The organism is Vibrio sp. bablab_jr001 (assembly GCF_016464285.1).
In the GTDB taxonomy this organism is placed as follows: Bacteria; Pseudomonadota; Gammaproteobacteria; order Enterobacterales; family Vibrionaceae; genus Vibrio; species Vibrio fluvialis.
Window position 1 is genome coordinate 1 of sequence record NZ_JACDWZ010000077.1, and the last position, 13,087, is coordinate 13,087.

7 protein-coding genes and 1 tRNA gene are annotated in these 13,087 nt (G+C 50.5%); 1 reads left to right on the plus strand and 7 read right to left on the minus strand.

Features of this window, described 5'->3' with window-relative positions; all coding sequences use genetic code 11:
• Positions 1-64: 64 nt before the first annotated feature.
• Positions 65-141 (minus strand) — tRNA-Val (locus JIG40_RS12510).
• 277 nt (positions 142-418) lie between these two features.
• Between JIG40_RS12510 and JIG40_RS12515 the strand changes: the two genes are divergently transcribed.
• Positions 419-1,477 carry a GGDEF domain-containing protein gene (locus tag JIG40_RS12515; protein WP_024374661.1) on the plus strand — a complete coding sequence of 353 codons (1,059 nt, stop codon included), beginning with the start codon at positions 419-421 and terminating at the stop codon, positions 1,475-1,477.
• On the opposite strand, the gene JIG40_RS12520 is transcribed toward JIG40_RS12515, so the two are convergent.
• The 6 genes from JIG40_RS12520 to JIG40_RS12545 form a co-directional block, all read right to left on the minus strand.
• Complete coding sequence (locus JIG40_RS12520; protein WP_020327476.1) at positions 1,469-2,161, minus strand: DUF2726 domain-containing protein; 693 nt, start codon at positions 2,159-2,161, stop codon at positions 1,469-1,471. The genes JIG40_RS12515 and JIG40_RS12520 overlap by 9 nt on opposite strands.
• 191 nt (positions 2,162-2,352) lie before the next feature.
• On the minus strand, positions 2,353-8,304 hold the full coding sequence (pulA, locus tag JIG40_RS12525) for a pullulanase-type alpha-1,6-glucosidase (protein ID WP_199465405.1): 5,952 nt from the start codon (positions 8,302-8,304) through the stop codon (positions 2,353-2,355).
• 421 nt (positions 8,305-8,725) lie between these two features.
• On the minus strand, positions 8,726-9,700 hold the full coding sequence (locus JIG40_RS12530; RefSeq protein ID WP_199465406.1) for a chemotaxis protein: 975 nt from the start codon (positions 9,698-9,700) through the stop codon (positions 8,726-8,728).
• Between the two features lie 23 nt (positions 9,701-9,723).
• Entirely contained in the window at positions 9,724-10,494 is a 771-nt protein-coding gene (locus tag JIG40_RS12535) for a transporter substrate-binding domain-containing protein (RefSeq protein ID WP_020327479.1), read from the minus strand.
• Between the two features lie 81 nt (positions 10,495-10,575).
• Positions 10,576-11,259 (minus strand): response regulator, encoded by a 684-nt coding sequence (locus JIG40_RS12540; RefSeq protein WP_020432525.1) that lies wholly within the window; start codon positions 11,257-11,259, stop codon positions 10,576-10,578.
• Entirely contained in the window at positions 11,256-12,878 is a 1,623-nt protein-coding gene (locus tag JIG40_RS12545) for a sensor histidine kinase (protein WP_020327481.1), read from the minus strand. The genes JIG40_RS12540 and JIG40_RS12545 overlap by 4 nt, the downstream gene beginning before the upstream one ends.
• Between the last annotated feature and the right edge of the window lie 209 nt (positions 12,879-13,087).

Consider the following 13,087-nt stretch of genomic DNA (forward strand, 5'->3'; position numbering starts at 1 on the left):
TACTCTAACCAGCTGAGCTACGGACGCACACTGCATGTTTATACACTTGCTGAGTGTTTTCTCATGGTGCGTCCGAGTGGACTCGAACCACCGACCCCCGCCATGTCAAGGCGATACTCTAACCAGCTGAGCTACGGACGCTTTACCTGAGAACGGGGAGGATATTAACGACAGATTTTCAGACGCGCAAGTCAAATTTCTTTGTTTTTGAATCGATTGGCTTTTACATCGACAGTTTGCTGTTTTTTTATCCCATTTCACAACAATTAACTGAGTTACATCACAATTAAATTTCCGGCACTAATTAGAACTATCTCTCCTTTTGTGATTCGTATTCAAAAATAGTATTGATTGCTTAAACTAAAGGGGTAGTATAGCGCCTTATTGGCTAGGAACTATGCAATTGAGACGTTAGAACATGGATGCAAGGTTGTTTGACAATTCGCATACTTTGAGAGCGTCAGTACTGGCGGGTCTCAGCCTGTTCCTGACTGGGATTGCCCTGTTCTTCACCATCTTCAACATATCCTACAACGAAGCCTATGTGCTGGCAGGACTGGAGTTTTTATTCGCTTTCTACTCTGGTTATATTTATCGACTGGCAACCGCTCATAAACATACCCATCGTCATATTCAGTACTATGTCTACTTCCTCATTACTATTATTGGTGTGGGCAGTTTCATGCAACCGCTGGGTAACGGTTTATTCCTATGGACGATATTCTGCCCGATTCTGCTTTATGTCTTGCTCGGACAATCGCATGGACGACTGATGACGGGCGTGGTGCTGATCATTCAGATTTTTAACGTCTACCACAATGCTACCAAAGTCGACGCGTTTGATACGGTAGCGACGTTAGTCAATTTGATCCTGTGTTATGTGGGCGTTTGGACGGTTTCCCACATTTACGAGACCAACCGTCACAACATTGAAAACTCCCTCACCTATCTGGCGTCCCGGGATTCATTAACCGGAGCACACAACCGCTTATCGCTGACCTCTGCCTTCAACCACTTCGAGAAGAACAAAGACGACGCCTCCTCACTGTGCCTGCTCATCATCGATTTGGACTACTTCAAACAGGTTAATGATGAATTCGGCCACGATACCGGCGACAAAGTGTTGATCGAAACCACGCAATTGCTGAGCCAGATCGTGGGAGACAACAACTTATTCAGGATCGGCGGAGAAGAGTTTTGTGTCACTCTGTTTGACCAAGGGTTGGAACAGGCAGAACGCGTCGGTGAGCGCCTGCGTTACGTGATTGGGCAGCACCTCTACAACTATCGTAATCAACGCATTCAACTGACCTTGAGTGTCGGTATTTGCGAATACCGGGATGGCGATAACCTCAGCGATTTGTTGAAACTGGCAGACGTAGAATTGTATCGAGCGAAGAAAAACGGTCGTAATCAGGTGCGTTTATGCCAAATTTCCGACAAGCGCGAACACACCATGCAAACCGAATCAGTTTAACGGCTCGATATCATTCGACTCGTTGTCATCATCCAGTTCAAACACCACGTTATAGTTTTCTGTATAAGTACAGTGCGGCTGTCGGCTGCAGGTAAAAAAGCGGCGGCCTTTAAATTCGCCTTGGCTGGCAACTTTTATTACCATCGGGCTGCCACAACGCTTACAAAAGCGAACTTCTTTATCGGTTTCGATCAGATCAATATGCGCGGCCAACAACCGGCGCAGCTTCCCGACCTGATAACTGTATTTGATATTGGCGCCGATGAGTGGAATGTTGGCGGTTTTGCACACGTGCATCAGCAGTTTTTCACGTTCAATCTTTGACTTGTTCAGTTCCTTGCCATCGTCAAGCTCTACCACCACGCGTGGTTCTAAGGTGCGGGCATCACACACCACAAAATTGAAATAGCTGCGTGCAATGCGGTTACTGGCAATAAACCACTGCTTTTTGTTCTGCAACTTAGCGGGCGTCACCACGTGCGCCATGCTGACTTTGGTCAGTACGACACCGTGCTCCCCTACTGCCGTTTTCAATGCGTTATAAAAGGTGCTTTCGGCCATATTGAGCACCGGCCCTTTGCGCTTATAGGCGTAATCCTTGGTATCGTCGTGACGGATGACGTACTTTTGAATCACAACGAAAAATACCACCAGCAATGCAACAATGATGAAAATGTTAGTCATGGTGCTCCATCAGCTTTTATTCATAGCGCTTTGAACTGCCAGTAGTGGCAAGTAACTAAATGAGACGTAACGCTTTTATAGATAACCGAAGTTTTGCGGAAAGGCCAGTTTATTCCTTCAGTTTTGAGGATTGGGCATTTCGAGAAACAAAAAGCCCGCCGAAGCGGGCTTTCACTTTATACAAAGAATACTTACTCAACCAGTAACAAGCGGCCGGTCAGGGCGGGGAGCGAAACCGTTGTCGTGGTCTCGGTCGTTGCGATCACTTCATTCGTCAGCAAATCACGCAGTTGTGTGGTTGGCTTGAGTTTGCCCATGTCAATCGTCAGGCTTTGCGCCGACGTCGACGTGTTGAGCGCAACCACTATCTGCTCTTCACCACTGACTTTAAGATCCGCATAGACATTATCGTCAATCCACAGGTTCCGACGCTCACCGTTATACAATGCCGGATGCTGTGCCCGTATCGCCATCAGCTCGGACACCGTGGCTTTAAATGCTTGCTGCTCAGCCGTCAGGGCCACATCAGTCACGCCATCAACTTTCCCGCTGGAGCGTGAGACATGGTCATCACACAGCCCTTGCTCGGCGCAGTTATCTGTCACTTTTGTCGCAAAATCTGCCACTTCATCGCCAATTTCCTCACCGTAATAGAGTGTGATGGGTCCGGAATAAGCCGTCAGGAATGTCATGGCTGCCTGATAGCGTGCGTAGAAATCGCCCAGGTTGCCACGTTGAATCAAATCACCAAAGCGCACCAAATCGTGGTTGCCCAACATCAGGTTTGGCATGGCGTGATACGGTGACAGGCTACGCGTATTCCAAGACGCATCGAGCGCTCGTGCGTTAGCTGACGCCCCCGACTCCTCAACCGCCAAAGCTTGTACCAGGCCATAGCGCAGCGGGAAGTTGAAGGCTGAAGCCAGAGCGGGCGCATCATCACTGCCATAAGCCTGTTCGGTAATGGAATTAGCATCACTCCACACTTCACCGACCATATAACCCAGCGTACCCCACTGCGCGCCAGCTGCTTTGTTGGCCGCCGCTGCACTTTCAACCGCCGAGCGCAGGTTGCGCCAGGTTGCCAGCGGTACCTGATATGCTTGGTCCAGACGCCAGCCATCAATGTGATACTGACTGATCCAGTACGTCGCCACTTCCTGGAAGAAGGCTTCACTGTCCGCGCTCGGGTACACCACCAATTGCCCCGGATAACCGCTTTCACCCGCTTTGAGTTGCGGCAGTTTCCCGGTTGGTGAAGCTTTGACGGTGTTGACATGAGTGTGACCGAAAACGCCGTCAAGGAACACGTACAAGCCCTTAGCATGCGCTGTATCAATCAGCGTTTTCAGTTGTGCATTGGTCCCAAAATTCGGATCGACATTGAAGTAATCACACGCAAAATAACCAGTCGCATCGAGTTTGTTGTCTGTACCTGTTCCTGCACACGAATCAAACACAGGGGTAAGCCAGATGGCGTTGACATTCAAGCTTGCGATGTAATCGAGGCTATCAATGATGCCCTGTAAGTCGCCTTTGTGATGCGAACTGCCATAGCCGACGCCGTAGTCTGCACCGCTGTCGCCATCAACAAAAGACTCCACCATCACCTGATAAATACGCAGGTTACAGGCCGGAGCGTCATCCTGATAACAGGCATAATCCGTTTGACTGAGCGAGAGACTCGGATGCGCAGTATCCGAAGCATTCAGTACAAAGTGCCACAGCCCTGCTTCGCTCAGCGTGAGTTTGAAGTTGCCACCAGCGTCCTGCAACAGTCCGCTGTTGTCTGTCACTGAGCCAAACCCGAGGTTCACGGTTGCCCAATCGTCGCTGGCAAACTTGAACTCGTACTCACCCGGTTGAAGGTAGGCACTGACCTGATAAACCCCTTCTTTGACATACTCAAAAGCGGTGCTGGTTGCCCAGCCATTCATCGAACCACGCAGATACACAGTGGTTGACCCGTAAGGGGCCTGGTCGGCTTGTTGTGACGCAACCTGAATACCCGTGCCCTGCTCGCCTTGTTGCGGCAGAACAAACACCGCGGCAGTGAGCCCGGGGAAGGAGAAAGTATGACCGCTGACACTGGCACTGCGCACCACCGAATCGGACGCATTGGCCAGCAGCGGATGCAAACTGAATCCAGACGCTTCATCCATCGTGATACTTTGTGCTGCCGTGTTGGCGTTGATGATCACCACAATCGCATCGTAGTTGGCATCAAGATCCGCGCCGGAGGTAATACCGTCGTCCACCGACATCGCAATCAGGCCCGGCAGAGCATCCGACCCCGTGTTGTGGAAATGTACGCGTGTAACAATTTCATCCTGCGTCAGCAAACGCAGCAGCGGTGTACCAGAGCGAATTTTCAGCAGCGTCTTAAATGCTTCATCACTCCAGGCAATGTCTTTCGGTGAGGCCACCGTATTCGGATTGCTAATGATTGACTGAATCGCACTCCAGTTCGCCTGATCTTTATCAGCGCGTGGCAGACCGACGTTCCAGTTGTTGGTCTGTTTACTGAAATCAACCCGGTTGACCCAGTCACCACTGTCGTAACTGTCACGAGCCATGGATTTGGAACGCAGCAGCTCTGATCCCATATGCAGGAACGGCACGCCTTGCCCCAACAGCACAGGCGCGAGCCCGACAATCTGCATTCGCGCGCGATCAGCCGACGAGACTGACGCATCCGTTTTGTATTGGTTAAAATCCCACAGCGTCTGGTTATCATGCTTGGAGACATAGTTTACCGACTCTTGCGGATCCAACGTATACGCGGCTCCTTGGTCGCCATAGAGGTAATCCTTACCCAATACCACCATCCCGCTGTAGGTTTTCAGCGGATAATTTTGCAGATTTCCCGCCATGCCGTAGCGAATCAGATCCATACGTGATTTCAGCTCATCACTGAATCGGTCACCAGCATTGGCAAAACCAGGGTTATTAAGCAAATCTGCGCCACTGTCGAACGGGCCGCCACCACGCACACCATCACGCAGACGATCGTTGTAAGTCCCGATTCCGGTTCCAGCCATCTGCCATTGCGTGGCGTTTTCACCGCGTGCGCCATTGACCACTTCACCAAAGTTCCAGCCTTCACCGTAGAACCAGGTATCCTCGTCGACCGCTTTCACCTGTTCATACACTTTGAGCATGCTGGACTTCATCAGATGACCCATCAAGTCAAAACGGAAGCCATCGATTTTGTACTCTTTGGCCCACATACTCACGCTGTCAGCCACCAGCTTTTCGAACATACGATGCTCAGAAGCCGTGTTATCACAACAGGTTGAGTTTTCCACCGCCCCTGTCACCGGGTTCAAACGGTGGTAATAACCCGGAACCGTTTTATCGAGGACCGATTTATCGTACAGCCCCGATGAATAGGTATGGTTGTACACCACATCCTGCACGACTCTGAAACCAAACTCGTGCAGCTTCTGCACCATCTGGCGGTATTCTTTGATGCGTGCCAATCCTTCACTGTTTACGGCGTAGCTGCCTTCCGGCGCCGAGTAATGGTATGGATCGTAACCCCAGTTAAAACTGTCGAGCGGACGAATGTCGGCCATCAATGCCTGCGCTTGTTCGGTGGCAGGATCCGCCTGCTCCAGCAGAGACAAAATTGTCGCGCCGCGATCCGTGCCATTGCTGCACAATGTCGCACTTGGATTGAGATCGCACAGCTTAGCGACTGTGTCATTAAGATCGACCCGGCGGCGACTCTCTTCAGGGATGGACGCCAGATCGTAACTTGGCAGCAGATGCACCGTCGTTAGGCCGGCATCGCGCAAGCTTTTCAGGTGCGCGACACTGTCACGTTGTTCTTCCAAAAATGCCAGGTATTTGCCATTGAGTTCCGGTGTACCTTTGGTATCGCTGGCGCTGAAATCACGAATGTGCACTTCATAAATGATGTTATCTTCCGGCGCGCTCAGTTCGGGAACCATCTGGTTGTCCCAGCCTGACGGTTTACTCTGCGGCGATTCCAGATCGACCAGTTGTGAGTAAAGGCTGGAGGTGCTGAGAGAGAGTGAGTAAGGATCGGTGGTCATCATCCATTCCACCTGACGGGTTTTCGGATGATAAGCACGCAGGCGATAACGATAGTAGACCTGATTCAAGGCGGCTTCATCGCCCTGATAATGCCAAATACCCGTCGCCGGGTCTTCGCTCATCATAACAGGCGACGCCTGACGCAGCGTTTTATCCGCATCATAAAGATACAGCTCCACGCTTTGTGCGGTGGGTGCCCAAAGAGCAAAATGTGCTTTGCCGTCAGCCAGCCAGGAACCCAGCTTCGCTTCATCCGCATCGTTCTCTCCGCCGGTGTACAACGCATCCACGGCGCCAGGGATTTGCAACTGCGTGGCTGCCAACACTAGCCCTTCACTATTGAGTGCAACGGCCAGCAGTTCGGTTTTCAATAGTGCTTTAGCCTGTTCAGCCGTCACGTCCAGTTGAAAATTCACCAGGCCACTCAAATGCGGATAGTGAGTGCTGCTCACCACTCCCGCTTGCGCTAGCGGATAAGCAACGAACTGCGATGGCTCGTTGATATCGCCATTGCCCGCAGCACGGCTCCACAACTGATAACTGCTGGCGCCATCAGTGGTTTGCCAGGCGATGGAATCAGCTGCCATCCAGTGCGCTGATGCCCCTTCAATCGTGACCGTCGTTTGTTCATTCGGCGAGTATTTGAGGACACTACTGCCATGCTCAGTGTAGAGCGTGTTACCTTTGGAAAAATCCAGCTTCAGGTCATCACCACCCAGCGCTTTGTCATCGCCGTTATGAATGATGAAGTTCATACAATTGCCATGCTCTGCTTTGAGCGGAATATGGAACTCAGCGCCATAGTCACCGTCGATAGTCGTGTAGCTTAGTGGCGCGCCCCAGCTTACGCTGCTCAAGGTTTCGTCGGCAACCGAATCGCAGCTGCCGCCATTCCAAAGATGCAATCCCCATCCAGCGTAGTTGGCATCCAAGCGATGGTAATACACGACCGCTTCGCTGTATGTCGGGGTCGGCGTCTCTGTCGCGTTGTCAGGATTTTTCGGCTGAGGATCAATACTGTCCGGAATACCATCGGCATCATCATCGCTGGAAGCGAAGTCGCCCAAGCCATCGCCATTGGTATCGGTGCTTTCAAAACGATCACGCGGAAAAGCATCATCGCTGTTCAACGCGCCATCGTTATCCATATCAGTGTCGTCAACGTCAGCGATACCATCATTGTCCAGATCCGCAGGCACACTGCTGGCATCATAGGGATCGCTGCCCAGACGGCGTTCATCTGCGTCTGACCAACCATCGTTGTCATCGTCGCTATCGGCGAAATCACCAATGCCGTCGTTGTCACTGTCTACGGATTCATTCGGATCATGCGGAAACGCATCCACGTTATCGGCAACGCCATCTTTGTCGCTATCGACCATGATGACAGGACGGCCATTTTCATCGAAAGTCAGCGTTTTATTGCCAAGATCGACTTCACCACCATTTTCGCGCGCGTTTTTGATTTCCTCGCCAATCGCTTTGGCTCCTTGCGCCATTTGTTCGGCATGCTGACCAATCAGATTGGCATCGAACTGCTCCGGCATCATTTGCGCCATAGCTTTCGCGGACTGTGCCACCAGTGTATTGCCATCAGCGATGTAGTTCGCTTTCGGGTCCAGATCCGGTTGATTGAGATCCTCGCGCAGCGCGGCCAGAGCTTGCGCTTCACTCAGACCATCTTCCATTTTGGCATGCAGCATAGTGGTGAGCGGTGTGATCTGACGATAGCCTTTCGGTGCCGACATCATGTAGCCGCGTGACACAGTCACACCGGGCAGATCTTCGTCAATGGTTTGTCCCTGTATGATTTCTGTCATCAAGGTGTAACTGTCGGGGTCACCATTGAAGGCGGAAAGATCAATCTCCGCACGCCCCTGCTCGCCGGTAGTGGCTTGCGGTTCATCACTGTCACGTTCAAAGTTGCCGTTGACGTCAAGCCACACCACAGCCTGATTCAAATAGCCATCCATCGCCTGAACGCTCATCGTCTGGCTTTCGCTGGAACTGCCATCATTACAGGCGGCCAAGAGTCCCAGTGAAGCAAACGCGATGGTTATTCTCGTTAGCTTTGTATTCATCGTTCTGTCCATAAGGTTTACGTTATTGGGTGCTGCTCAAAAACGAAATGGCAGCAAACCCTGACATGCGCCGTCATATGCACCTGACTACGCACAATAACGTTATAATTGGACAGCTTTTGATGACCTCCCCCTTGCAATTCCCTGGTATGGGCGTAGATGAAAAGGATGAGAAATCAAAATATTGGGAGAGTTCACATTCGGCAGGGATATAAGTGGTGATGAGTTTCATATCACTGGCCATTTCAGTGAAGCGGGTAACACTCGGTAGGTTGAAGCGCGGCTGGAACTGAAAGAAAGTTACATTCGCGTGAGTGCCGGAATTTATGATCCTAATCCCAAGCTGCGCAGCGGGCAGGTTTCGAGTTTTGCACATAAAAAAACGGAACCCTTGGCTCCGTTTTTTACTACTAATTCGCGCTTAACCGAAAATATAGTTATCCATCATACTCACCAGTTTGCCGATTTCAGGCTTGGTGATGGTGTCATTGGCACCAAGCGTCATGGCTTTGTGACGGTTATCTTCACTCATCAGGGAGGAGAACATCACGATAGGTGTCTTTGTATAGACTTCGCTGTCACGCAGGCGTTTGACCAAGTGCATCCCGTCCATACGCGGCATTTCCACGTCGGTCACGATGGCATCGATCAGCTCGCTCACTGGCAGGTTCTCTTCTTTGGCAATACGTTGAATATCCATCAACTTTTCGTACGCTTCGCCACCATCTTTACACGCAATCACGTTATAACCTGCGGTGCTCAGGGTGTCCTGAATCAGGCTGCGAATAAAGGCGGAATCATCCACCACCATGACTGTTTTGGCGTTACGTTTGCCGACCATTTTCTGGTTAAGATCCACCGAGCGGTCTACCTTCACATCGTATTTTTCCATACTCAGTTCCGGGTTGATGTCGGCAATGATCTTTTCAAAATCGAGAATCATGATCAACTTGCCTTCTTTGCGCACGACCGCAACGACGCAATCCTGCTCACCAGATTCTAAGAACTGGCTTGGCGATTCCACATCGTTCCAGGAAATACGATGAATGCGGCTGATGCTGTCAATCAGAAAGCCGTTGGTCATGCGGTTGAAATCGGTCACGATGACGAACTTGTTGTCGATCTCTTTGCGAGTCGGTACACCGAGCCAGCCTGCCAGATCCACCAGTGGCGTGAGAATCTCCCGTGATGAAAACACCCCTATCATGTGCGGCTGCGCATTCGGATAGTCCGTGGTTTCCGGCACGCGAATCACTTCACGCACTTTGGCCACGTTGATGCCGTAATAACAGGTTTTGGTTTGACCGCTCGGCAGCAGCTTCTCCAAGTGGAATTCGATAATCTCTAATTCGTTGGTGCCGCTTTCTAATAAGATTGTACTGCTTGGGTTGCTCATAATGGTTACATCTTTAAGGCCAGTCATCGATATTTGTTCAAGATCGCCTGATACAGGTTCACGCCATCTTTACCGGTGGTATTTTTAATTGTATCAATACCTTTTTGTAAGTCGTTCAACAAGCTTTGATCGACGTTTTTGTTAAACGCATAGTACAACAATCCTTCTTTGAGGACATAAACAGTTTCAAAATCTTCGACATTATAGCCCGCTTGTTTGATCCACCACTGTGCTGAACGTTCATCATAAGCAATTAAATCAATGCGTTTCTTGAGCAACTGCTCAGCCAGTACGCTGACATACGCCGCTTCTTGCATCGATTCTCGTGGCACACCAAACTGCAGCAGCATCTGCTCACCCACGTCATCACGAATGATACCAATGCGGTAAGACGCCATGTCCAGCGGACTATCCACCTCAATACCACTGCCTTTGCGGGCAATGATGACGACTTTGATGTCGTCAATCGGGCCGACCCAGTGAAACAGATCTTCCCGATGTTGAGTGCGAGTGGTGGAAAACAGCACGGAACCCGGACGCAAAATAGTCGAACGATAAGAGCGCGCCCAAGGCTGCAAAACGATGTGATCGCGCGGCAAAGTAATGCCTGCGACTTGAGCAGCCTGAAGAAGCAGGTCGACCGAAATACCCGTCACCTGACCATTTTGATGGAAATTAAAAGGCGGATACTCTTCCGTGTAATAGGTCAGAGAATCCAAAGTGGCGCCAAAGGCACCGGAGAACGAACATACCCAAACAAAAATCACTTTAACGAACGTGTTACCTATCTTCATAACACCCTACCTGATTGTTCAGACGACGTCTGAATTTAACTGTAGATAGGGATAGAAGGTTCGTCTAGACGATACGTTCGTTCAATGGCGTAGGACTTTCTTATAGCTGCGCTCCGGACGCCCTACGCTGCCATAACGCACGTCGGCTTCCAGCTCTCCAGAACCAATCAAATATTCAAGATAGCGCCTCGCCGTGGTGCGACTGGCCCCAATGCGTTCCCCCGCTTCATCAGCGGTCAGGCTGACAGGTTGGCGAAACAGATGACGGATTTTGTCCAGCGTGACCGAATCAATCCCTTTCGGCAGTCGCTGCTGACCGGGCTCGGATTGAGTGTGTGCGGTGAGCATTTTGTCCACCATTCCCTGATCAAGATCGGCGACCCGGCCAAGCTCAACCTGACGGGCCTGATACTTGTTCAGCGCCGCTTCAAGACGCGGAAACATGACCGGTTTAAGCAGGTAATCCACTACGCCTCCGCGCATAGCCTGCTGCAGCGTTTCCACATCACGGGCGGCAGTGATTAAGATGATGTCGCAACACTCATTGCGGCCACGCACCCACTGCAATATATCGAGGCCCGTACCATCCGGAAGATAGACGTCCAACAACACCAAATCCGGCTTTAGAACGTCGAGCTGCAACTCTGCTTCTGCCTGAGTTGTGGCAATCCCTACCACTTCAAAGCCGCCGATCTGGTTGAGATATTTGTGATGCAATTGAGCAATCGCGACATCATCTTCAATGATCAATACCCGGGTACTCATTGCATTTCTTCCTTCGGCAAATAAACCGTCATACGTGTACCAAATTCCTTATCACTGACCATTTCTAATTGTCCCTGATATCTATCCGACAGCTGTTTGACCAAGAACAGGCCGACGCCGCGGTTCTGTTTGGCTTTGCTGGAAATCCCTTTTTGCAACAGCACTTCCGGATCGACATCAGTGGGAAGTCCACAACCCTGGTCTTCGACTTCCAATATAATTTCATTGCCGTAATCACTGATAGATACATCAATTATACGTCGCTCTTGCGGGATAGGCTGCTCGCTGCGAATGACACTCAGCGTGGCATCAAAGGCGTTATCGATCAGGTTTCCCAAAATGGTCACGATATCTTCTGCGTTAATACGCTGAGGCAGCGCCGCAAGATGAGATCCCTCATCCACGCGCAGCTCCAAACCAATTTCACGCGCACGTTCCGTTTTACCCAGCAACATGCCGGCAATCAGCGGATCTTTCACTGTCTCGCGCAAGAACTCAATCAAGCTCTGATAATGCGCGGTTTCCTGCCCAATCAACTGCTGTACCGCTTCCAGTTCGCCCATTTGTACCAAACCACTGATGGTATTGAGCTTGTTACGGTGTTCATGGGTTTGTGAACGCAGCATTTCTGCGTACTCTTTGGTTTGCGACAGCTGCTCAGTCAAATCATTAATTTCATCGCGTAAACGGAAACTCGATACCGCCCCCACAACTTTACCATCCACAATCAGCGGGCTGCGGTTGGCAATCAAACGCTGCTTATTCAGATAAAGTTCAATGTCGTGGTCTATCTCGCCTGACTCCAGCACCGTATACAGATCGCTGTCCGGCAGCGAATCGGTGAGTAAACGGTTGAGGGCTTTGTCACGATCAATACCGAGAATTTCACAGGCACTTTTGTTTATCGAGCGTAGTATTCCTTTGTCGTCGATACTGAGAATGCCCTCTTTGATGGTGCTCATCGTTACGTCAAGTTCGACATACAAGCGGCCAATCTCTTCCGGCTCAAAACCCAGTATCGCTTTCTGGAAACGGCGGGAGACATAGCTCGACACCACTCCGTTCGCGGCGACCACCAGAAAAGTAATGCCGATCAGGTAAATGAGATACGGCTCAATGCGATCTTGCAGGCGCTCCAGCAAATAACCGACCGAGACCACACCGATGATATTGCCATTAGCGTCAAGCACCGCCGATTTACCGCGCACCGACTTACCGAGGGATCCTTGTGCAAACGAGACGTAAGCTTCACCGTTATTCAGTGCGCGTTCGTTATCGCCCCCTACCATCGGTTTGCCGATACGGCGGTCAAGCGGATGAACAAGTCGAATACCTTTCTCGTCACCAATCACGATAAACGCGGCACCGATGAGCTGAGTCAGATCCCGAAAACGCTCTTGTTGAGCATCAGAAGCATCGCCTTTTTGGATCAGATCGATGACAGCTGGCGAACTGGCCAGAAACGAAGCCACGCCCAGCGCCTTTAGCCCCATTTCTTCTTCTTGTGCATGTTTTATGTAAACAAAACCCGCCGCCACCAGCACCAGCAGTTCAATCAAACCGGATAAAGTCATAATGATCAGCATTCGTTTTCGGAAGCTGATGCTGTTCCATGTCATCGATTTCTCCTTGTTGCGCACAAAGCTAACACTTATTTAACAACAGGGCGAAAAGTGCGGCTGAGAACTGTGAGCCCTGTGATAGTCCCCAACCTATTCATTTCGATAAGGAAATTTAGCGACTAAAAAAACGCCTCAAAGTGAGCAATAAATCATCAACAAACTAAAATTTTTTGCACCCATAAAACGTGGCATGGATCACACCACAT

What these genes read in the sequence shown, in the direction of transcription:
- JIG40_RS12515 (WP_024374661.1), top strand. Translation starts at nt 419, where the DNA reads ATGGATGCAAGGTTGTTTGACAATTCGCATACTTTGAGAGCGTCAGTA.
- JIG40_RS12520 (WP_020327476.1), bottom strand. Translation starts at nt 2,161, where the DNA reads ATGACTAACATTTTCATCATTGTTGCATTGCTGGTGGTATTTTTCGTT.
- pulA (WP_199465405.1), bottom strand. Translation starts at nt 8,304, where the DNA reads ATGAATACAAAGCTAACGAGAATAACCATCGCGTTTGCTTCACTGGGA.
- JIG40_RS12530 (WP_199465406.1), bottom strand. Translation starts at nt 9,700, where the DNA reads ATGAGCAACCCAAGCAGTACAATCTTATTAGAAAGCGGCACCAACGAA.
- JIG40_RS12535 (WP_020327479.1), bottom strand. Translation starts at nt 10,494, where the DNA reads ATGAAGATAGGTAACACGTTCGTTAAAGTGATTTTTGTTTGGGTATGT.
- JIG40_RS12540 (WP_020432525.1), bottom strand. Translation starts at nt 11,259, where the DNA reads ATGAGTACCCGGGTATTGATCATTGAAGATGATGTCGCGATTGCTCAA.
- JIG40_RS12545 (WP_020327481.1), bottom strand. Translation starts at nt 12,878, where the DNA reads ATGACATGGAACAGCATCAGCTTCCGAAAACGAATGCTGATCATTATG.